The sequence below is a fragment of the Salinivibrio sp. KP-1 genome, assembly GCF_000968645.1.
GTDB classification, from domain to species: domain Bacteria; phylum Pseudomonadota; class Gammaproteobacteria; order Enterobacterales; family Vibrionaceae; genus Salinivibrio; species Salinivibrio siamensis.
On the sequence record NZ_LAQR01000001.1, the window covers coordinates 670,034 to 691,685 of the forward strand.

A 21,652-nucleotide genomic window follows, 5' to 3' on the forward strand; every position below is an offset into this window, starting at 1 on the left:
TGCCGGCCTCATGGTGGTTATTCGCGCCCGGGTAACTTTTTCCAAGTGACTTTATCCCGCAGATACGTGGGGCTAACAAGCTCCGCAGCGACTGTGTCTCCCGCACGATACGCCTGCTTAGCAATCTCCAGCATATCTTGTGCTTGGGGGTATAACACCTCTGACGGCGCTGTCTGCAATGACAAGCGTGTTGCCAGATCAGGATAGGCTGCCCATCCGGTTCCTGCCAATGTCCACACCCCCTCGGTGCACTCAGGGGTGAATGCGTCCGGGGCGACGACCCTCTCTTCACCGACACACTGCCATACGCCAGCGTCAGTCCGCAGATATTGGCCAACATAGAGTTCACCCATACGCGCATCAATCGCCGTCAATACGCGCGTCGCATTATGTAAGCGACCGCTTTGTGCTGCCATCGCTGCCAATGTTGAAACGCCAATCATTGGGAGATCTGCACCAAACGCTAGACCTTGTGCAATTCCGATGCCAATACGGACGCCTGTGAAACTCCCCGGCCCGCGGCCAAACGCGAGTGCATCCAATTGCGTCAATGTTAGGCCCGCTTCTGCCAATACCTCATCGACCATGGGTAGGATCTTGTTGGTATGCTCACGCGGTGCAATTTCGCTGCGTGTGATAATCTGATCATCACAGCACAGTGCGACAGAGCAGTTTTCGGTCGCCGTATCTACGGCCAATATTCGTAGCGTCATTTAACCCTCTATCGGTTGATCTAATAAATGCGATTGCATCGTGTTGCTGTCGGTGTCACTGCCCGACAAAAAATCGTCAATGTGGTGTAAATCCCGCGTGCGAGGGATCGCCGGCAAGCTGCGCAAAAAGGTTGCGCCGTATGCGCGGGTCACCAATCGGTTGTCACAAATAACCAGTGCACCAAAATCTTGTTGATCCCGAATGAGACGCCCCACCCCTTGCTTTAGGGTGATCACCGCTTCGGGGATCTGTACCTGAGCAAAGGGATCGCCCCCTTGCAGTTTACAATCTTCTATTCGTGCTTTTAATAAAGGATCATCGGGGGAAGCAAACGGGAGTTTATCGATGATCACACAACTGAGCGCTTGTCCACGCACATCAATGCCTTCCCAAAAGGCGCCCGTCGCCACCAGCAACGCATTGCCCAACGACAAATACTCTGCCAATAAGCGCTGCTTGGGCATCTCTCCTTGCATGAGGACGGGCAATGACAGCTGCTCACGAAACAAGGCTGACAGCTCTCGTACCATTTGATGTGACGTACACAGGAAAAAGCAACGCCCTTGGTTACGTTCAATCACCGGTCCCAATAATGCGGCAAGTTTGTTGGCACGACGAAAACTATTGGTTTCCGGTACATGACGAGGCACGCAAAGCCTCGCTTGATTGGGGTAGTCAAAGGGGCTTTCCAATGTCATTTGTTGCTTAGCGTCAATCCCGAGACGGTGATTAAAATGCGCGAAGTCGCCCTCAACGGCCAAGGTAGCGGAGGTAAAAATCCAAGCGCCGCCCTGTTCGGCCATTTGCTCACGAAAACGATCCGCCACCGATAAGGGGGTAATATTGAGGCTAAAGTGGTGACGAGTACATTCGTACCAATAAGAGTACCCGGTGATTGAGGTATCTTTTAAGCGTGCAAGCCGCGCTTTAAATAAGGTGATGCGATCAAATGCAGCGTCAAGCAATTGACTGCGGCCGAGTGATAATTTCACCACGTCATGCGCAAGATCGAGCGCATCTGATAACCGTACCAGTTCTTTCTCTACGCTGGGCGACGTCTGTAATTCGCGCCAGTTACCTCGGTATCCAGGCTCGCCCATCACCAAGCGCATATCCATCGCAGCTTGCGAGAGGCGATCAGCAACTTTTTCCAGTTGACGCGTGTCTCGTAACTCAGTGCGATAGGCGATATGAATGTCTTTGGCAACATCTTGCAGCTGCCGGCTAGATAGAGATTGGCCAAAATACTGACTGGCAATGTCCGGAAGCTGATGCGCCTCATCAAACACCATCACGTCTGCTTCTGGGATGAGCTCGCCAAACCCCGTTTCTTTGATGGCAACATCCGCTAAAAATAGGTGATGGTTGACCACCACCACGTCGGCATCCATCGCACGACGCCGCGCTTTGACCACATAACAGTCTTCATAACTTGGACAGTCTTTACCAAGGCAATTGTCATTGGTGGACGTCACCACAGGAATCAGTGGGCTGTCTTCAGCCAGTGCGTCACATTCACTCAGATCACCCGACTCGGTATAGGACGACCACTCGCGAATTTTGACCAGCTGACTCAATTGCCCAGGCTCGCTGTCGGGGCGGTGGCACTCACTAATTTGTCGCTCGAGTCGCTCTGGGCACAGGTAATTGACTCGGCCTTTCAATAAGGCGGTGGTTCCTGTATAGCCCAAGGCTGACTTCATCAGCGGTAAGTCTCGATGGTAGAGCTGCTCTTGCAGATTTTTCGAGCCCGTGCTGATGATGGCCTTTTTACCACTTAATAAAACAGGCGCCAGATAGGCATAGGTTTTCCCGGTTCCTGTGCCCGCTTCCACCACGAGCTGGCCTTGGTCACGAATTGCCGCATCAACAGCAATCGCCATATCTGTTTGCGGCTGGCGAGGCACAAAACCATCAATCGCTTTGGCCAGCGCACCGGTGTCTGAGAAAACCTTACGGATCATTGTATAAATACACAGGGGGAAAGCCGCCATTATGCCAAACCCCTCTTCGGGATGAAACCACTCCCCTGAGAAACCGATGGCGCATCGTAAAATCACTTTGACCTTGCGACTGAGACAGGGTACAACCGAGGGTTTAGTCATCAGCAGTACACGACCAACATGGAACGAAAAACACTTCTCACGGACTGTCCTGACGCCCAAGGGCTCATCGCGACCATCACCAACATTTGCTATAAACATCAGCTCAACATTATTCACAACCGAGAGTATGTCGATAATGTCACTGGGCAGTTTTATATGCGCACTGAGCTGGAGGGGATTTTTAACGATCACACCCTGCTTCTCGATCTTGACCATGCGCTACCACCTGGCAGCCAGCGCCAGCTGATTAGCTCGCGCCGCAAACGCGTCGTCATCATGGTCACCAAAGAATCCCACTGCCTCGGCGACATTTTAATGAAAGCCTATGATGGCTCGCTCGAGATTGATATTGCAGCGGTAGTCGGTAACTACGACAAACTACAACATCTGACTGAGCGCTTTGATATCCCTTTTCATTATGTCAGCCATGAGGGCCTAAGCCGAGAAGAGCACGAGCAAGCCATGCTCAAAGCGATTCAACCCCATCAGCCTGACTACATCATTCTCGCGAAATACATGCGGGTTCTGACGCCTGACTTTGTTGCCCAATATCCGCATCGCATCATCAATATTCATCACAGCTTTTTGCCCGCATTTATCGGTGCCCGTCCATACCATCAAGCGTTTGAGCGTGGGGTCAAAATCATTGGTGCCACCGCCCACTTTGTCACCAATGACTTGGACGAAGGGCCGATTATTGGCCAAGACGTGATTCATGTTGATCACAGCTTTAGCGCGCAAGATATGGCCAAAGCGGGCCGCGACGTGGAAAAAAGTGTGCTAAGTCAAGCAATTGAATGTGTTGTCGAAGACCGGGTATTTGTTCATGGCAATAAAACCGTGATCTTGTAAAACGACAACATTGGTTGAGCCAGTGCTCAAGCACTGGCTTCGCTGGCAATAATTTGCGCGAGTGAATAAGGATGAAACTTCACGCAAACACCATTTTGCTTAAACGCGATGGTTGGATTGGCCAACCGCTCTCCCGCAACCTGTGGCTCACTGTGTTTAACCGTTATCTCGCTCAGCTTAGCGGCGCGCACGAGTAAGCCTGGAAACTGCGCGTGTAACGCGTCTTCAAGCCCTGATAGGGTGGCATGGCGGCAAGGGACCACAAACTCCATATGTTCCCAGCTTTGAAAAGGATAGGTTTTGTGGTGAGGAAACGGCAATTCCACTAAATCAGTTTGCCAGGCACCAAAGTGTAATGGGGTATTAAGCTGATAAATATGGATCGGCCGCTGGTTGACCATCGCCTGTGATATTAATTGCCCCTGTTCGCTTAGATGACCGGCAAGCGATTGTGTTAACACGCTATTATTGGTACGGATCGCAACGTGATCAAGCGTTAACTGGGTACAATCAATCGCCAGCGTTTCCAGCAACTGATTGATTTTATCTGTAAAAGTTGCTTGATCTCGCATCAGGGATACCCAATTGCTGGCATCATGCATAGTGACCTCTCAAGGTTTTAAAGTGCTCGTTGTCTTCCAGTCGCGAAAGATATCAAGGATGGCGTTGAATAACTATTGCCAATGCCTGCTGTTTTATGGGTATCATTAGGGCTAATCCGCGTCGATTGACGTCATGGTTCGCCACAATACAGCATCCCGCCAACACTGTGTTTGCACGCTTGGTTACGTGGCAGTGCAGTGTTGGCGGATTCTTGTATTAATAAGCTGGAAGCCCACATAACGGGTCGTTCATAATCAGCCCGGCTAGTAGTAAAGGTAAGCAAGTGAATATTCAAAGTCTTCTTAACGAAAAAGTGTCTGCCGCAATGGTTGCGGCGGGTGCGCCTGAGGGCACACCAGCGGCAGTGCGTCAGTCTGCGAAGCCACAATTTGGTGACTATCAAGCGAATGGAGTCATGGGAGCAGCCAAAAAGCTCGGCACGAATCCCCGTGAGTTTGCTCAACACGTTTTGGATGCGCTCGATCTCGGTGATATGGCGAGCAAAACAGAAATTGCTGGCCCAGGCTTTATCAATATCTTCCTTAACGATCAGTGGTTAGCCAAACAGGCAGATGCCGCCCTGTCGGACGCACGTTTAGGTGTCGATAAACAAGACACACAAAACATTGTGGTGGACTATTCAGCCCCTAACGTGGCAAAAGAAATGCACGTTGGCCACCTTCGCTCCACTATCATTGGTGACGCCGTTGTACGCACCCTAGAATTTTTAGGCCACAACGTGACCCGTGCTAATCATCTCGGTGATTGGGGGACACAGTTCGGTATGCTCATTGCCAACCTCGAGTTACATGAGTCACGCGGTGACGATGTCTCCATGGAACTGGGTGATATCGAAAACTTCTATCGTGAATCCAAAGCCCGCTACGACGAAGATGAAGCTTTCGCCGCCACAGCGCGCGACTACGTGGTTCGCCTGCAACGCGGTGACGCCTACTGCAAAGAAAAGTGGGAAAAGCTTGTCAAAGTGACGTTGGAGCAAAACCAACGTAACTATGATCGCCTGAATGTCTCATTGAGCAATAAAGATGTGATGGGCGAAAGTCTGTATAACGATATGCTGCCCGGTATTGTTGAAGACTTAAAAGCCAAAGGGATTGCCGTAGAAGATGATGGCGCACAAGTTGTCTTCCTTGACGAGTACAAAAACAAAGACGGCGAGCCAATGGGTGTGATCATCCAAAAACGTGATGGTGGCTATTTGTACACCACCACTGATATTGCTTGTGCCAAATATCGTTACGAGCAATTCAACGCTGACCGTGTGCTCTACTTTATTGACTCACGTCAGCACCAGCATCTCATGCAAGCTTGGACCATTGTGCGCAAAGCGGGCTATGTGCCGGATTCGGTCAGTCTTGAGCATCACGCGTTTGGCATGATGCTCGGCAAAGACGGTAAACCTTTCAAAACCCGCTCTGGGGGCACAGTCCGCCTCGCTGACTTACTCGATGAAGCAGAAACACGTGCCAAGGCACTGATCGCAGAGAAAAATCCAGATATGGATGCTGATACGCAGCGAGATATCTCAACCACGGTCGCGATGGCAGCCGTCAAGTATGCCGATCTGTCAAAGCATCGTACCACGGATTATATCTTCGACTGGGATCATATGCTGGCCTTCGAGGGCAACACCGCCCCCTATATGCAGTATGCCTATACCCGTGTGGCGTCAGTCTTTGCCAAGTCTGGGGTTGACCGTGATGCACTCGACGGTGAAATGCTCATTGAGCATGAGAAAGAAAAAGCGCTGGTCGCCAAACTGCTTCAGTTTGAAGAAGCGGTTAAATCAGTCGCGCGAGAAGGTCAGCCTCACTTAATGTGTAGCTACCTATTTGAATTGGCTGGTCTATTCTCAAGCTTCTACGAAGCATGCCCTATCCTGCTTTCTGAAGGGAATACGCGCCAAAGCCGCCTAAGAATGGCTGCATTGACGGCCAAAACCATCAAGCAAGGCCTAGATCTGTTGGGTATCAACACGCTTGAGCGCATGTAACAAGGTTAGATGATCCTTGTTGTGCGGATAAGCACAGAAGAAGGGCGCCCACTGGTTGCAAGTGGGCGCCTTTTTTATCCCTGACCAAAATGCTGATCCGTTTCGCTAAGCCACAACCGTTCCTCGGGAGTCGATAACCGTCCCATCACCGCATTGCGATGAGGAAATCGACCAAAGGTAGTAATAATGTCGTAGTGCTGGCGTGCGTAATCAAAGCATTGCTCGTACCAAGCTTTTGCCTCCCCACTCACTCGCTGACGCAGTTGATCAAACCGAAACAGTGCTTCTTCTTGGTCTGCTTCTTCTTCAGCATGCTCTAAGGGAAGATAGAAAAACACCCGTTGAAGCGGGGTTAAGACTTGGTCGTCACCTTTCGCAAGCCCTGCCTTACAGAGAGCCAATGCCAAGGCATCATACCGATATGCTGCCGCCAACCCGCGATATAAGTTTCGGGGGAATTGATCGAGCAGAATAATCAATGCCAAACGCCCCTCTGCGGTCTGGGCCCAGTCATTTAATGCGCCCGCGCCGGCCGCACTGACCCAAGATTGGAATCGCTCGCGAATCGCCTCATCAACGTCTGGACTACCGCCAAACCATCGTGCCTGCGAGGCGGACGAAGGAACCCACTCACTACGCTCGTCGCCAAACCAAAAAGCTAGGACGTCTTGATAATGCATGCCACCTCCTCTCGCGTTCGTCGACACATTTGGCTTCAACATTGTGTTAAGCGTACTTGCTTTTTGTTTCTTATGAGGCGAATCCTCCTATTCGGTGAGGAGTTTGTGACCCAAAAGCAAGTTGTGATGTAAGCTATGCGCTCGCATTGCAATAAGGAGCCTGTATGTCCTTCGTTCTCCACTCACGATTAGCCGCCGATAGCGCTTATGTCGGTGATTTCTCACTTTGTCAGTTGCGCCTTGCGCATGCCGATATTGGTCCATGGCTCTTGCTGATCCCACGTAAGCAGGACATCGAAGAAATTCACCACCTTGACGATACTGAGCAGCACTCGCTGTGGCAAGAGTCGGCCATAGTGGCGCGCTGTCTTGAGCGTCTATTCTCCCCTGACAAGCTCAATATCGCCGCAATTGGCAACCTAGTTCCCCAGCTCCATCTCCACCATGTTGCTCGGTTTAAAACGGATCCGGTATGGCCAAATCCGATTTGGGGCCACCTACAAGTGGAGCATCGTCCTCTCGAACAAGCACAGCCCCTCATCCGACAGCTGAGGGAGACACTCGCCGCCAGTGGGTTAGTCGTCAATGGGTAAGTGCACTTCGTTATTTTCGTCAAAATCAGAAAAAAGGAAATAAAAGCAATAATTATCAATAGCTTAACCTTAATCCTGTCAAGATGCGATTGGCGGTTTAGTCATAACGACTCAAGCGCAAATTACGGTATATTGATGCTGCTGGTTAAGACAATACACGCCTGACCAGCCCGTTTTTTACCAGGGCGGGCTCCCCGCCCTCGGCAGCAAGCGAAGGTGTCGTTGACACCCGTGGCATGGCTCCCCGGCTATGCCACGTTTTCTTTTACGCGCATTTCCCCCTGGGTTTCAGGTCAACAGCCCAACCTAATCACGTATATCTGCCACGGTTATATCGGTCGTCGTGCGTCGATACTGCGAAGGACTGACACCAAAGTAGCTTTTAAACCGTTGACTAAAGTAAGCCGGATCGCGATATCCGCACGCCTCAGCCACATCCGCAACCGAATACCCGTGCTGCAAGCGCGCAGCGGCATCACTCAGTCTTTTCTGCGTCACATAAGCGGTCACTGTCACACCAAAATACTGTCGACACTTACGTTGCAAATTACGCTCAGACATCGCTAACGCGCTTGCTACCTGAGCCATTGAAAAGTCAGGATCTTGGTACTTGGCCGCGATAACTTTCTCAAACTCGGCTGTCCATCGCTGATTGGCTTGGTCTGAAGCCAGCGCCAGTGATGAGGGCGATTCAAATCCGATAGGATATGTGACATCCGAGATTTCATCCAGCGGCCCGGAGATGGGCACGCTCGATGTCTCTATGTGCACCGCCGACAAGTGACGTTGTCTCAAGGCTAAGATGACAGCCGCAAGAACCAGGCTCACAAAGCAGGCCAGTACCATGCCATTGATAATGTGAGGCAACAGAGGAAGAGAGACAGAGATATCTAACACAGTATGGGAAGCACCATCACGCGGGATAGCAATACGTAATTGATAGTGCCCCCCCACCATATTGGCCAAAGAAATCGTATCACTGCCGGTCTGCTGCCAAGCGGCCAGTTTGTCAGCCATTGGCTGGCCAGCGTGCTGATAAGGCACGAGCTGGTAATGCACGCGTGTCACTTGTCGTTCTGGTGGCCAACTCCCCCACGCTAGATAGGCGGGGCTTTGCTCTAGTAATGTCACCGCTGTTTGCTGTCGAGGGCCAATACGCCAACGCTTGCGTTGCTGCCAAACCGCACCAATCACAACACTTGGCGGTTTACGCAGAGAAAACGCCAATTGGTCAGTATCTATCTGGTAGGTATAATCCCCTGCCAACAGAGTGAGTTGATGGGGTTGGGTCGCGTAGCAGGCCACTTTTTCTGCATCAGATGGGAGGCGAAATGTGCGCACGAACCCTCGTGGGGCAATGTGTACCAATGCTTGGTTACTGTACGCCCATACGCCGTCGCGGTTACCAGTGACACAGTGGAATCGCTCATCGGGTAGCGATAAATAAACCAATGACGCGGCGTCTGGGGCGCTAGGATCGTATTGATACACACCGCGCGCACTGGTGAGCCATAAACGACCTCGTTCATCGGTATACATATCCTGCACAGGCAGTCGGTCTTTCGCCAAGGGGACCGGCTTAAAATGACCGTCTCGATAACGGGTTAAGCCATTCTGGTCACGGATCCATACACTGCCGCGACCATCATCGTAAAAGCCTAACACCTCACCCGCGTGATGGGTCTGCCATCGCGTGCCATAACTGACCAACGTCTGTGTGTCCGGCCAGTAGCGCATCACCTGATCGTCAACCGATAACCAGATGGTGCCCTCGGCATCAGTATACAAATGCTCAGCGGGCAAGGTTGCCAACCGGTCGGGTATGACGATGCTTGCCCCTGTTGTCGTATTGATCCCTTTTGTACCTGACGGTGTTGACCACCAAAGGCGCTGACCGTCTCGGGTGGCACTGAGGTATTCACCGCTTGGTGCATCCGAGGTCCATGGTACAGTGCGATACCCACTTAAATCGCGCCAACTGCCTCTCTCTAGCCCCCAAGGGTTACTCTGCGCCATAAAACCATGGGTAAGCACGCTGGGAAACGCACGGTGTTGATGAGTGATCCAACGCTGGCCCGGCGCACGATAACGTGTAGCCTGATCGGTTGAAAACCAGATCCCCCCTTCAAAATCTGCCCATAAAAAAGTGATGCTTTGGCCTGCTATACCCTGAGAGCCTGGCTGCCAAACAGGCGTCGCGACACCGTCTAGGGAAAGTCGAAATAACCCGTTATGATTGGCGGCCCACAACCCGCCCGAGCCGACCGTCATTCTTTGGTAGCCTCCACGCGTATTCAACACGTGTTGTGCTTTTACTTGATCGCCCGATAATGCCAGTAGATAAACACGCTTTTCGGTACTGATCCATGCTCTGTCTTGTTTCGCCGTGATCGCTGTAATCGGCGTAGAAAAGCGTGTCAGTTGACGCACACCCGCGTCACTGAGTTGGTATAAGCTTGTCCCGACCGCAAACAATCGATGACCCGCAGTAAACCAAACACTATCAGCACGCCACGGACCCGTTCGCCACACGTGAAATGCCTTATCTTCCCGTTGATAGACGCTTATCTGGCCGCTTTGAATGTGCCATAGTGTATTATTGATCGTCGCCAGTCGTGGCGATTGGGGGGGATGAGGCGCATGATCAGCGCGTGTCTGTGCAACGGCATCGGGCAACGGGAAAGCGGTAAGCGTATTGGTACTTGGCTGGAAACGATAAACATGTTGCCTTCCTGCCATCCAAAGCGCCTGATGAGCATAAGCAATGGTCAGGATCTTTTCATCAGGCAAGGTCAGGGCGTCGTTGAGTGGATGGCGCTGATGACCGTCAAAAAAATGAATGCGTCCTTGGTTATCCAACAGCCACATACCACCAGATGACTGCACCGCCACATCGCGAACATCACCGAGGCCATTAAGACCGCCGTATGATTGAAACGATGTGAGCAAGGGATCATGCGCCTGCAAAGGTAGGCAAGGAAAGATGAGAGCCAGCCATAACAAACAGAGACATCGGCGTTTCATGTACGAGAAGAGAGACAGGTTGCAGGATTCAGTAGCGTAGTGTCCTGCGACCTGCCCCTAAATAAAACCCTGCAACCCTAAATGTGAGCTAGGCCTCACATAATTGATACCCATTACCCATTTAATCGCTGCGCCAACGCCTGATGTGCACGTTTAGCTTGACGCTGGAACCCATTACGCTCGCCATTAGGAACGGGGTGCGCCTCAGGCAGCGGTACCTTCATCGCGTTGACCGGGTGACCGTATTTGAGCAATTCAAAATGAAGATGAGGCCCCGTTGAGCGACCGGTATTACCACTTAATCCGATTCGTTGTCCCATCGACACATTATCGCCCGGCTTCACTAAAATCCGATGCAAATGTAAATATCGCGTTGAATACTCACGCCCGTGTTTAATCACCACGTAATTACCCGCTAGCGGGTGTTTACGCGCTTTAACGACAACACCATCACCGGCGGCCAATACTGAGGTACCCACTGGCGTCGCGAAGTCAGTGCCATTGTGCGGTGAAATACGCCCGGTAATCGGGTGCTTACGATGTGGGTTAAACGATGAGCTAATACGATAGCGCTTGGCAGTGGGATAACGACGGAGCGCACGATCAAGGCTTTGCCCCTTCTGATCATAAAAGCGTCCATCATGATGACGATAGACAAAAATGTCTCGACTGCCCGATTTGTAGAGCATGGCCGTGACCTTACCCGATGACACGGGTTTATTGTCGATGAACTCTCTGTTTACTTGTACCGCAAACTGATCGCCGCGACGAGATTGACGTCCAAAGTCAAAACGCCACTGTAGCGCCGAGACCAGATTTTGAATCTGATTAGGTGTGAGCCCAGCTTGGCGCGCCTGCTGATAAAAGCTACTGTTCACCCGTCCAATCAAGGTCACACTCTCAAACTCGCCTTTGGTTTCCAAGCGCTGATAGTCAACGGTACCTTGTTCGAACTGGTAATAGTCTCGGTATTTAATCGATTGATAAACGGTGAACGTCAGCAGTCGACCTTCCTCGTCAACTTGCCATTCCATTTTTTGTCCGCGGCGAATATCGCCAGCTTTATCGTTCACATCCAGCATTTGGTAGAGCTGACCGATAGCGAGACCATACTGTGAGAAGATCTCACCGAGTGTATCCCCTGCCGCGACGGTGTGGTGATGGACACGCGGCGCCTCAGATGTGATGTCTTGCTCGAGCGCATCTTCAGGCACACTCAAGGCAGGATCATTTGCATCCATACCTTGCTCAATCGGTTCACTGTGATCCACTGTCGCCGGCGCTTGGTGTTGGTTGACCGCCGGCAACGGTTGCCGTTCTTTGGGAGAAAAAGGATGGGGCTGCCACATGAGGGCAGCGCCAACCAAAAGAGATAATGAAGCTAGGGCCAGCTTGTGCTGGCGAGGAAGTCTGGCTGTCACAGCGAGCCAGTTAGTCAGTAGTTTCATGCTTTAAACAACGTGTGAAACGATTTCCTAAATCTTTTAAAAACACCTGATAGCTATCAGGCGCTACCGGAATTGATGTCGCCAATGGATCTAAGGCAAGTACATTGACGTCATTATGTCGTGTCACAGCATCAATCAGTGCGGGATTAAACTGCGGCTCAGTGAAGATACAGGTCGCATCATGATTAAGCAAACCTCGGCGAATCGTCACTAGGGTTTTCGCCCCAGGCTTTTGACTTGGATCAACCGTAAAATGTCCTGTTTTTTCGAGGCCAAAAGCATCCTCAAAGTAACCATAGGCATCATGGAAGACAAAATACCCTGACTGAATACGGGTGGCGAGGTCTTGCTGAATATCGGCAACGGTTTGATCGAGCTTATCATTGAAACGAGTCAGGTTGGCTTGGTATTGCTCTGCTTTACCGGGAGCAGCTTCAATCAATGCCTCTGTAATAGCTTGTGCCGCCACTCGAGTCGTTTTGGGTCCCAGCCAAAGGTGCGGGTCAATATTGTGCTCGCCATGATCGTGTCCATGATGATGATGGTGCCCGCCATCAAAATGGCGCAACGGCATATTCTCGACCTGTGTCAAAGTCAATACAGAAGGTTTATCCGCCAACAATTTAGAAAGAAAAAGCTCTAGCTCGGGTCCCACCCAAATCGTCACATCCGCTTGATTTAAACCGCGTATGTCCGATGGCTTTAGCGCATAGCTATGCGGTGACGCCCCCGGCGGCAACAACACATCGACGGTATCGTCTTGTGTCACAAGTCCTGCCGCGATCAGCTGTAAAGGCTTAATCGATGTCATTACCGACGTGGCTTGCGCGGGCAATGCCAGTAGTAGTGCAATAAATACCCCAATAATACGCGCCATCATCTTTCCTCTCATTCTTATGTTTTCTCACTGGCTATAAATGTTATAATATAACAATTCCAATTCACAATGCTTTTTTCACTATGACTGACTCGCTAGTCTCGCTCAATGCGGTGACGGTGACCTTCAATGGCCGCCATGTGCTGGATAAGGTTTCGATGCAACTAAAGCGCGGGCAAATTACCACGCTAATTGGCCCCAATGGCGCCGGGAAATCGACGCTTGTCAAAGCACTGATCGGTTTAGTTAAGCCGAGCGCCGGCACAGTACAAATAGCCCGAGACGTAAAAATCGGTTACGTACCTCAGAAGTTGCAGTTAAATCAAACTCTGCCGCTAACGGTTGATCGGTTTATTCGTCTGGGAACACGCTATACCAATGCGCAGATTAGCCAGGCGCTACATACGGTCAATGCCGAATCCTTGCAATATGCGAATATGCATACCCTCTCCGGCGGTGAAACGCAACGCGTCCTACTCGCCCGCGCCATTTTAAAGCATCCTGATGTGTTGGTGTTAGATGAGCCAGTGCAAGGGGTGGATGTCAGCGGTCAATTGGAGATGTATAGCCTGATCAGTCAATTGCGTGATAGCCTTGGGTGCGCGGTACTCATGGTGTCGCATGACTTGCATTTAGTAATGGCTAAAACCGATGAAGTGATTTGTTTGCAGCATCATGTCTGCTGCTCCGGTGAGCCCGATGCCATCTCGCAGCACCCTTCTTATGTGGCGATGTTTGGTCGCCAAACCAGTGAGCAACTCGCGCTATATCACCACCACCATCATCATAAACATGATCTTGCAGGGCAACCTGTAAGCTGCGAACACCAAGAGCATCATCATGATTGAGTTCTTACTTGCCCCTATCATGGGCGGCTTATTGATCGCCGCCATTGCCGGCCCTTTGGGCTCATTTGTGGTCTGGCGACGTATGGCCTACTTTGGCGATACCCTCGCTCACGCCTCACTACTCGGTTTAGCGTTAGGCTTTCTGCTGCAAATCGACTTAAACCTCGCACTCGTGATCACCTGCTTACTCCTGGCGGTTTTATTGGTGGGACTACAGCGCCAACACCTGGTCTCGACTGATACCTTGCTCGGTATATTGGCTCACAGTGCCCTGTCATTGGGGTTAGTGTCAGTAAGCTTTTTGGACAACATGCGCGTCGATCTCATGGCCTATTTGTTTGGCGATTTGTTGGCGGTCTCTTTTGCCGATCTCACTTTACTCGCCATTGGCGCGTGCTTAACACTCGGGGTACTCGCGTATTACTGGGAGCAGTTACTGTCGATGACAGTCAGCGAAGAGCTTGCCAAGGTAGAAGGTATTGCAGTAGAAAAGCTGCGGCTGTTATTGATGCTACTGATTGGTTTGGTCATTGCGTTGGCGATGAAATTTGTCGGGGCATTAATTATTACCTCTATGCTAATCATTCCCGCGGCAACGGCACGGCGCATCGCCTCAACACCAGAGCAAATGGCCTCGTTTGCTAGCCTCATTGGGATGGCTGCGGTGCTGCTAGGTATGGCAGGCTCTTGGTTTTATGATACGCCCGCTGGCCCATCTGTGGTGGTTGCAGCAGCCAGTGTCTTTATGTTGGCGCAGTTATTGCCGAATCGCTCGCACTAAGCCCTAACCACTTATTATGTTTTCTATATCAAAAAGCCGCTCATATGAGCGGCTTTTGTTTATGCGATTACTTTGTCTGGCTTACCAGCTGGTTTTCTCGCGCAATGCTTTACCAATATCAGCAAGACTTTTAACCGTCGTGACACCCGCTGCTTCAAGGGCAGCAAATTTATCGTCTGCGGTTCCTTTACCACCAGAAATAATTGCTCCCGCATGACCCATGCGCTTACCTGGAGGTGCTGTTACCCCGGCAATATATGCCACTACGGGCTTGGTCACATTGGCTTTGATGTAAGCCGCCGCTTCCTCTTCTGCAGTCCCGCCAATCTCACCGATCATCACGATCGCCTCGGTCGCCGGATCCTTTTCGAACATTTCTAAAATGTCGATAAAGTTTGAGCCTGGAATAGGGTCCCCACCAATACCAACACAGGTGGATTGGCCAAAGCCTTCATCAGTGGTTTGCTTAACGGCTTCATACGTCAGTGTGCCCGAGCGCGACACAATGCCCACTTTACCAGATTGATGAATGTGCCCCGGCATAATGCCGATTTTAGACTCATCCGGCGTGATCACACCTGGACAGTTAGGCCCAATCATACGCACGCCTGCTTGGTCCAGCTTCACTTTTACTTCCAGCATATCCAGTGTTGGGATACCTTCCGTAATACATACAATAAGCTCAATACCAGCATCGATCGCTTCTAGGATCGCGTCTTTACAGAAAGGGGCCGGAACATAAATAACTGATGCTGTCGCACCCGTCGCCTCGACCGCATCGGCCACCGTGTTGAACACAGGTAAACCTAGGTGAGTCGTACCGCCCTTACCGGGGGATACACCGCCGACCATTTGTGTTCCATACTCAATAGCTTGCTCTGAGTGGAAAGTACCTTGTCCACCTGTAAAACCTTGGCAGATCACTTTGGTATCTTTATTAATCAGCACTGACATTGTTATTTACCCTCCGCGGCAGCAACGACTTTTTGAGCGGCTTCGGTTAGCGATGTTGCCGCAATGATATTCAAACCACTATCGGCCAGTTTCTTAGCACCTACATCAGCATTATTTCCCTCGAGGCGAACCACCACTGGAACTTTAACGCCAACTTCTTCGACTGCGCCAATAATGCCATCTGCGATCAAGTCGCAGCGCACGATACCGCCGAAGATATTCACCAAGACAGCCTTTACGTTGCTGTCAGACAGAATGATTTTAAACGCTTCTGTTACACGCTCTTTGGTCGCGCCACCGCCAACGTCAAGGAAGTTAGCTGGGCTGCCACCGTGCAAATTAACAATGTCCATGGTGCCCATTGCTAGGCCCGCACCGTTAACCATGCAGCCAATATTGCCATCTAGCGCGACATAATTGAGTTCCCATTGCGCGGCATGCGCTTCACGCTCGTCTTCTTGGCTGGGGTCGTGCATCGCGCGCACTTTGGGTTGGCGGTAGACAGCGTTGCTATCAATGGCCAATTTCGCATCCAAGCAGTGCAAGTTGCCTTGGTCAGTAATAACCAAAGGGTTAACCTCAACCAGTGCAACATCTTTATCCAAAAACAGCTGGCCGATACCCACAAAGATTTTGGTAAATTGCTTGATTTGCTCACCTTCTAGACCCAGTTTAAAGGCCAGTTGGCGACCTTGATAAGGCTGAGGGCCAACAAGGGGATCAATCGATGCTTTGTGGATAAGCTCAGGGGTTTCTTCCGCCACCTTCTCGATTTCGACACCGCCTTCAGTCGATGCCATGAAAACAACGCGGCGTGAACCACGGTCGACAACCGCACCCAGGTAAAGCTCTTTGGCGATATCGGTGCATGACTCCACCAAAATTTTGCTTACCGGCTGACCGTTTTCGTCGGTTTGAAAGGTCACCAGGTTTTTACCAAGCCATTGCTGAGCAAACTGACGGATCTCCTCTTTGGAGTTAGCCAGTTTTACCCCGCCTGCCTTGCCACGCCCACCAGCGTGAACCTGGCATTTAACGACCCATTTGTTTCCGCCAATTTTATCGGCTGCTTCAGCAGCTTCTTGTGGTGTGTCGCAAGCATAGCCCTCTGAAACTGGTAGACCATATTCAGCGAACAGCTGCTTTGACTGATATTCGTGCAGATTCATGATGTTCTATCCGTGTTAGTGTCCATTATTGTGTCTTTTTGCTTTCCAAATGAGGGGACCTCCGTCCCCTCTAAAATGGCTCCCCTCAAAAACAGGGGGTAGCGCCATTAAACGTCCAGAAGCAGACGTGTTGGGTCTTCTAGAAGTTCTTTGATGGTCACCAAGAAGCCTACCGATTCACGACCGTCAATCAGACGGTGATCATAAGAAAGCGCCAGGTACATCATCGGCAAGATTTCGACCTTGCCATCCACCGCCATTGGGCGGTCTTGGATCTTGTGCATGCCAAGAATGGCTGCTTGAGGGGGATTAATGATCGGCGTTGACATCAATGAGCCAAAGACACCGCCATTGGTGAGGGTGAAGTTGCCCCCGGTCAGTTCATCGACGGTGAGCTTGCCATCACGGCCTTTAATCGCCAAATCACGGATACCCTTTTCAATATCCGCAAAGCCCAGCTTGTCGCAATCGCGCAGCACAGGGGTAACCAGACCACGCGGTGTAGATACCGCCATGCTGACATCGAAGTAGTTGTGATAAACGATATCATCACCGTCGATGGATGCGTTGACTTCTGGGTAACGCTTCAAGGCCTCGACGACCGCTTTCACATAGAAAGACATAAAGCCGAGACGAATATCGTGACGCTCTTCAAAACTATCACGGTATTGCTTACGCAAGTCCATGATGGGCTTCATGTTCACTTCATTGAAGGTGGTCAGCATCGCGGTACTGTTTTTCGCTTCTAACAAGCGCTCAGCGACACGTTTACGCAAGCGCGTCATAGGAACACGCTTCTCACCGCGTTCAGCCACAGGTGGCACATCTTGGCTTTGTGCTTTTTGCTCACCCTGCTCTGGCTGGCTCTTAAGGTGTGCTTCAACATCTTCTCGCGTAATGCGTCCACCCACACCTGTGCCTTTCACTGCATCAGGAGAGAGGTCATGCTCAGCAAGCAGACGACGTACCGCAGGACTTAACGCGTCGTTCGTCTCTTCTTCTAGTGAGGCGGTGTGGCGCTTGTCAGGTGAAGACTCTGATTGTGCAGGAACATCTTTGGTTGGCTCACCTGCGACGGCACCTTCTTTGATTTTGGCGATGGCCTGTTTCGCTAATACGGTTGACCCTTCATCTTCAATGATGGACTCCAACACCCCATCAGCAGGGGCAGGCACTTCCAGCACGACCTTATCTGTTTCAATATCAACCAGTACTTCGTCACGGGTTACCGAGTCACCTGGCTGTTTGTGCCATGTGGCAATGGTTGCGTCAGCCACAGATTCGGGTAAATCGGGAACCAGAATTTCGATTGTCATATCGTATTTATCCTTAATGTTCTAGTTCTTACTTTAGGGTCAGAGCGTCTTGAACTAACGCTTTTTGTTGTTTCTGGTGTACAGACATATAACCTACCGCAGGTGATGCGGATGCCGAGCGTCCGGCATAGGTCAATGTGGCATCTTGCGGTAAGGCAGCACGGAAGTTGTGCTGGCTGCTGTACCACGCCCCTTGGTTTTGTGGCTCTTCTTGGCACCAAACAAAGTCTTTCGCATTGCTATAAGGCGCAATCGCGTCTTTAACCGCGTCCAGAGGGAATGGATAAAGTTGCTCAATACGGATAATGGCAACGTCATCAATCTCTTGCTCTCGGCGTGCTTGTAGCAAATCATAATAAACTTTGCCCGAGCACATCACGACGCGTTTCACCTTGCTTGGCTCAAGATCGTCCATTTCACCAATCGCTGGTAGGAAATCACCCTCGGTTAAATCTTCCAAGTTAGACACACACAGTGGGTGACGTAACAGCGATTTCGGTGACATAACGATCAAAGGACGACGCATTGGACGCACCACTTGCCGGCGCAACATGTGATAAACCTGCGCGGGGCTTGATGGCACCACAACCTGCATATTTTGCTCAGCACACAGTTGCAGATAACGCTCTAAACGTGCTGACGAGTGCTCGGGACCCTGCCCTTCATAGCCATGAGGAAGTAGCATAGTCAGGCCACACATGCGGCGCCATTTTTGTTCACCAGAGCTGATGAACTGATCAATCACCACTTGCGCACCATTGCCGAAGTCACCAAATTGTGCTTCCCACACGGTTAAACCGCCTGGCTCAGCGGTGGCGTAACCGTACTCAAACGCCAGTACCGCTTCTTCAGATAACACGGAATCGAAGATCTCGAATGGTCCTTGTTTGTCATGGATATTTGCAAGTGGCAAATACGTGCTGCCATCTTCTTGGTTGTGGAGCACCGCATGACGGTGGAAGAAGGTGCCGCGACCTGAGTCTTGACCCGTAATGCGGATACGTTTGCCATCATCAACCAAAGTGGCATAAGCAAGGGTCTCAGCCATCCCCCAATCAACCATCTTTTCGCCTTCTACCATCGCTTTGCGATCTTTGTAGAGCTTGGCAACACGGCTGTGGAGTTTATGGCTATCCGGCAACTGGCAAATGCGATGACCCAGCTCTTTCAGACGCTTAGCATCGAACTTATTCGCCCACTCTACCGTCCAATCGTGGCCTAGATAGGGCGTCCAGTCGACAGAATGCAACACCATTGGGCGCCACTCTTTCACCACACACTCACCACTATCGAGAAGGTCACGATACTCATTGATCATCTCAGTGGCTTTTTCGAGATTAGCGACCCCTTGTTGATCCAATACATCGGCATACAGCTTACGCGGAGTAGGATGCTTTTTGATCTTTTGGTACATCATCGGCTGAGTCGCGTTGGGCTCATCCGCTTCGTTGTGGCCATGGCGACGGTAACAGACTAAGTCAATCACCACATCACGCTTAAACTCGTTGCGAAAATCGAGCGCCAAGCGCGATACAAAAGCAACCGCCTCGGGATCATCTGCATTGACGTGGAAAATCGGCGCCTGCACCATCTTAGCGATGTCTGTACAGTATTGCGTCGAGCGTGAATCAGCCGGATTCGACGTGGTAAACCCAATTTGGTTATTGACCACGATGCGCACGGTGCCGCCTACTTGGAAGCCTCGCGCTTGCGACATGTTGAAGGTCTCTTGTACCACCCCTTGCCCGGCGATAGAGGCATCACCGTGGATGGTGATAGGGAGGACACTCGAGCCGGTATTATCTTCCAGTCGGTCTTGGCGAGCACGCACTGATCCCATCACCACCGGGTTCACAATCTCAAGGTGTGAGGGGTTGAACGCCAACGCAAGGTGAACATCCCCCCCCGGTGTCGCGAAATCAGACGAGAAGCCTTGGTGATATTTCACATCCCCTGTTCCCCAACTCTCGTCTTGTTTACCCGCGAACTCATCAAAAAGCTCGGACGGTTTCTTACCTAATACGTTTACCAACACATTGAGGCGCCCACGGTGAGCCATTCCGACCACCACTTCTCGTGCGCCTTCGCTACCCGCGTGGCGAATCAGCTCTTTCAGCATCGGGATCAGCGAATCACCGCCTTCAAGAGAGAACCGCTTAGCGCCGGGGAATTTGGCACCAAGATAGCGTTCGAGGCCTTCAGCTGCGGTGAGCTCTTCTAAAAAGGTGAGCTTTTCTTCTTCGCTAAACTGCGGCTGTCCAACCACAGACTCCAGGCGACCTTGGATCCAGCGCTTTTCTTCGGTATCGGTAATGTGCATGTATTCTGCACCGATAGACCCACAATAGGTCTTCTCAAGCGCATCATACAGCTCGCCCAATTGCATATTGTCTTTACCAATCGCAAATGAGCCGACATTAAAGGTTTCGTTGAAATCCTGCTCATTGAGAGAGTGAAAAGCAGGTGACAGATCAGGTACAGGTTTACGTTTCCATAACCCGAGAGGGTCTAGGCTGGCCTGTTGGTGGCCGCGGAAACGAAAAGCATTAATCAGTTGAAGAACTTTGACTTGTTTCGCGTCTACATCTGGATCATTGACTGAAGCACTTGCACGCGATGTATCGGTAGCTAAGCGTCGAAAGTAATCACGAACACGAGAGTGAGGTTGTTCTACCGCGGTATCACTTACCACTGGCAGCTGGTCGAAAACCGCTCTCCATTCTTGATCAACTAACTCCGGGTCACTGAGGTACATTTCGTAGAGGTCTTCTACGTACGTTGCATTGGCGCCAGCCAAATGAGAAGACTCTAACCAAGCCTTCATCACGCCATTTTGCATTGTTATCCCTTAACCACTAGTTATTTATCCAAACACCGGTCTGAGGCCGGGTTACCTGTTATTAAGCCCCGTCCGAGGACGGGGCATTTTTTTCTACGTTATTGGTTCAGCGTTTTAAACGCCGCGCTGAATCAGCATAGACTTGATATGCCCAATTGCCTTGGTTGGGTTCAGTCCCTTTGGACATACACTGACACAGTTCATGATCCCGTGGCAACGGAAGACACTAAAAGCGTCGTCTAGATCAGATAACCGCTCTTCGGTCGCTGTGTCACGGCTATCCGCCAGCCAACGGTAAGCGGCAAGCAAGCCCGCTGGACCAACAAACTTGTCAGGGTTCCACCAAAATGAAGGGCATGCGGTACTGCAACATGCACACATAATGCACTCATACAAGCCATCAAGTTCCGCGCGATCTTCCGGCGCTTGCAAGTTCTCTCGCGACGGTGGCGTTTCATCATTCATCAGGTAGGGTTTGACACGCTCATAGTTCTCATAGAACTGCCCCATATCAATAATAAGATCACGCACCACCGGTAGACCGGGTAGCGGACGAATCACGATTTCGGACTTGTCCATCAGTGAGGACAGCGGCGTGATGCATGCCAGGCCATTTTTACCGTTCATATTGACGCCGTCAGAACCACAGACACCTTCACGGCACGAGCGACGGAAAGCCAAAGTAGGATCTTGCTCTTTAAGCTGAATGAGCGCATCCAGCAGCATCATGTCAGACCCTTCAGGCACATCCAGCGTGTAGTCTTTCATGTATGGCGCATTATCTACATCTGGGTTGTAGCGATAGATAGAAAACTTAACATTCATCGTTCTCGAC

Annotated in this window: 17 protein-coding genes; 5 read left to right on the forward strand and 12 right to left on the reverse strand. The window is 51.0% G+C overall.

From position 1 onward, the window contains the following. Positions 1 to 17: 17 nt before the first annotated feature. On the reverse strand, positions 18 to 713 hold the full coding sequence (gene tsaB, locus WN56_RS02985) for a tRNA (adenosine(37)-N6)-threonylcarbamoyltransferase complex dimerization subunit type 1 TsaB (protein ID WP_046073540.1): 696 nt from the start codon (positions 711 to 713) through the stop codon (positions 18 to 20). Next, a complete protein-coding gene (locus WN56_RS02990; RefSeq protein ID WP_046073541.1) occupies positions 714 to 2,678 on the reverse strand; it encodes an ATP-dependent DNA helicase in 1,965 nt (654 codons plus the stop codon). It abuts the gene before it with no gap. Between the two features lie 159 nt (positions 2,679 to 2,837). Between WN56_RS02990 and purU the strand changes: the two genes are divergently transcribed. Next, positions 2,838 to 3,671 (forward strand): formyltetrahydrofolate deformylase, encoded by an 834-nt coding sequence (gene purU / locus WN56_RS02995; protein WP_046073542.1) that lies wholly within the window; start codon positions 2,838 to 2,840, stop codon positions 3,669 to 3,671. 26 nt (positions 3,672 to 3,697) lie between these two features. Here the strand turns inward: purU and WN56_RS03000 are convergent, their stop codons facing one another. Then, entirely contained in the window at positions 3,698 to 4,243 is a 546-nt protein-coding gene (locus tag WN56_RS03000) for a VOC family protein (RefSeq protein ID WP_197075729.1), read from the reverse strand. 314 nt (positions 4,244 to 4,557) lie between these two features. On the opposite strand from WN56_RS03000, the gene argS reads away from it, so the two are divergent. Then, complete coding sequence (gene argS / locus WN56_RS03005) at positions 4,558 to 6,288, forward strand: arginine--tRNA ligase (protein ID WP_046073544.1); 1,731 nt, start codon at positions 4,558 to 4,560, stop codon at positions 6,286 to 6,288. Positions 6,289 to 6,362: 74 nt separating this feature from the next. Here argS and WN56_RS03010 read toward each other — a convergent pair whose 3' ends face one another. Beyond that, positions 6,363 to 6,968 carry a DUF924 family protein gene (locus WN56_RS03010; protein WP_046073545.1) on the reverse strand — a complete coding sequence of 202 codons (606 nt, stop codon included), beginning with the start codon at positions 6,966 to 6,968 and terminating at the stop codon, positions 6,363 to 6,365. 164 nt (positions 6,969 to 7,132) lie between these two features. On the opposite strand from WN56_RS03010, the gene WN56_RS03015 reads away from it, so the two are divergent. Further along, entirely contained in the window at positions 7,133 to 7,561 is a 429-nt protein-coding gene (locus WN56_RS03015; RefSeq protein ID WP_046073546.1) for an HIT family protein, read from the forward strand. Between the two features lie 306 nt (positions 7,562 to 7,867). Here WN56_RS03015 and WN56_RS03020 read toward each other — a convergent pair whose 3' ends face one another. From WN56_RS03020 to znuA, 3 genes are all read right to left on the reverse strand, one after another. Then, positions 7,868 to 10,510, reverse strand: a complete 2,643-nt coding sequence (locus WN56_RS03020) for an AraC family transcriptional regulator (RefSeq protein ID WP_046073547.1) — start codon at positions 10,508 to 10,510, stop codon at positions 7,868 to 7,870. 188 nt (positions 10,511 to 10,698) lie between these two features. Then, the gene (gene mepM, locus WN56_RS03025; protein ID WP_046073548.1) at positions 10,699 to 12,033 is read right to left on the reverse strand and encodes a murein DD-endopeptidase MepM; all 1,335 of its coding nucleotides are present in this window, start codon (positions 12,031 to 12,033) and stop codon (positions 10,699 to 10,701) included. After that, positions 12,017 to 12,913 carry a zinc ABC transporter substrate-binding protein ZnuA gene (znuA, locus tag WN56_RS03030; RefSeq protein WP_231637394.1) on the reverse strand — a complete coding sequence of 299 codons (897 nt, stop codon included), beginning with the start codon at positions 12,911 to 12,913 and terminating at the stop codon, positions 12,017 to 12,019. Before znuA ends, mepM begins: the two co-directional genes overlap by 17 nt. Positions 12,914 to 12,993: 80 nt before the next feature. Between znuA and znuC the strand changes: the two genes are divergently transcribed. Together znuC and znuB are read left to right on the forward strand one after the other, a co-directional pair. Further along, positions 12,994 to 13,758, forward strand: coding sequence for a zinc ABC transporter ATP-binding protein ZnuC (gene znuC / locus WN56_RS03035; protein WP_046073549.1), 765 nt, complete (start codon positions 12,994 to 12,996; stop codon positions 13,756 to 13,758). Beyond that, positions 13,751 to 14,539: a zinc ABC transporter permease subunit ZnuB gene (gene znuB, locus WN56_RS03040; protein WP_046073550.1), complete on the forward strand. Its 789-nt coding sequence runs from the start codon at positions 13,751 to 13,753 to the stop codon at positions 14,537 to 14,539. The genes znuC and znuB overlap by 8 nt, the downstream gene beginning before the upstream one ends. An 81-nt stretch (positions 14,540 to 14,620) precedes the next feature. On the opposite strand, the gene sucD is transcribed toward znuB, so the two are convergent. The 5 genes from sucD to WN56_RS03065 form a co-directional block, all read right to left on the reverse strand. After that, positions 14,621 to 15,493, reverse strand: coding sequence for a succinate--CoA ligase subunit alpha (gene sucD / locus WN56_RS03045; protein WP_046073551.1), 873 nt, complete (start codon positions 15,491 to 15,493; stop codon positions 14,621 to 14,623). 2 nt (positions 15,494 to 15,495) lie between these two features. Next, positions 15,496 to 16,662 carry an ADP-forming succinate--CoA ligase subunit beta gene (gene sucC / locus WN56_RS03050; protein WP_046073552.1) on the reverse strand — a complete coding sequence of 389 codons (1,167 nt, stop codon included), beginning with the start codon at positions 16,660 to 16,662 and terminating at the stop codon, positions 15,496 to 15,498. 107 nt (positions 16,663 to 16,769) lie between these two features. Further along, entirely contained in the window at positions 16,770 to 17,978 is a 1,209-nt protein-coding gene (gene odhB / locus WN56_RS03055; protein WP_046073553.1) for a 2-oxoglutarate dehydrogenase complex dihydrolipoyllysine-residue succinyltransferase, read from the reverse strand. Positions 17,979 to 18,006: 28 nt separating this feature from the next. Beyond that, positions 18,007 to 20,817 carry a 2-oxoglutarate dehydrogenase E1 component gene (sucA, locus tag WN56_RS03060; protein ID WP_046073554.1) on the reverse strand — a complete coding sequence of 937 codons (2,811 nt, stop codon included), beginning with the start codon at positions 20,815 to 20,817 and terminating at the stop codon, positions 18,007 to 18,009. Positions 20,818 to 20,931: 114 nt separating this feature from the next. After that, positions 20,932 to 21,642 (reverse strand): succinate dehydrogenase iron-sulfur subunit, encoded by a 711-nt coding sequence (locus WN56_RS03065; protein ID WP_046073555.1) that lies wholly within the window; start codon positions 21,640 to 21,642, stop codon positions 20,932 to 20,934. Positions 21,643 to 21,652 lie beyond the last annotated feature (10 nt).

What these genes read in the sequence shown, in the direction of transcription:
- WN56_RS03065 (WP_046073555.1), bottom strand. Translation starts at nt 21,642, where the DNA reads ATGAATGTTAAGTTTTCTATCTATCGCTACAACCCAGATGTAGATAAT.
- WN56_RS03015 (WP_046073546.1), top strand. Translation starts at nt 7,133, where the DNA reads ATGTCCTTCGTTCTCCACTCACGATTAGCCGCCGATAGCGCTTATGTC.
- odhB (WP_046073553.1), bottom strand. Translation starts at nt 17,978, where the DNA reads ATGACAATCGAAATTCTGGTTCCCGATTTACCCGAATCTGTGGCTGAC.
- purU (WP_046073542.1), top strand. Translation starts at nt 2,838, where the DNA reads ATGGAACGAAAAACACTTCTCACGGACTGTCCTGACGCCCAAGGGCTC.
- znuA (WP_231637394.1), bottom strand. Translation starts at nt 12,913, where the DNA reads ATGATGGCGCGTATTATTGGGGTATTTATTGCACTACTACTGGCATTG.
- znuB (WP_046073550.1), top strand. Translation starts at nt 13,751, where the DNA reads ATGATTGAGTTCTTACTTGCCCCTATCATGGGCGGCTTATTGATCGCC.
- tsaB (WP_046073540.1), bottom strand. Translation starts at nt 713, where the DNA reads ATGACGCTACGAATATTGGCCGTAGATACGGCGACCGAAAACTGCTCT.
- sucA (WP_046073554.1), bottom strand. Translation starts at nt 20,817, where the DNA reads ATGCAAAATGGCGTGATGAAGGCTTGGTTAGAGTCTTCTCATTTGGCT.
- mepM (WP_046073548.1), bottom strand. Translation starts at nt 12,033, where the DNA reads ATGAAACTACTGACTAACTGGCTCGCTGTGACAGCCAGACTTCCTCGC.
- WN56_RS02990 (WP_046073541.1), bottom strand. Translation starts at nt 2,678, where the DNA reads ATGATCCGTAAGGTTTTCTCAGACACCGGTGCGCTGGCCAAAGCGATT.
- sucC (WP_046073552.1), bottom strand. Translation starts at nt 16,662, where the DNA reads ATGAATCTGCACGAATATCAGTCAAAGCAGCTGTTCGCTGAATATGGT.
- WN56_RS03010 (WP_046073545.1), bottom strand. Translation starts at nt 6,968, where the DNA reads ATGCATTATCAAGACGTCCTAGCTTTTTGGTTTGGCGACGAGCGTAGT.
- sucD (WP_046073551.1), bottom strand. Translation starts at nt 15,493, where the DNA reads ATGTCAGTGCTGATTAATAAAGATACCAAAGTGATCTGCCAAGGTTTT.
- WN56_RS03000 (WP_197075729.1), bottom strand. Translation starts at nt 4,243, where the DNA reads ATGCGAGATCAAGCAACTTTTACAGATAAAATCAATCAGTTGCTGGAA.
- znuC (WP_046073549.1), top strand. Translation starts at nt 12,994, where the DNA reads ATGACTGACTCGCTAGTCTCGCTCAATGCGGTGACGGTGACCTTCAAT.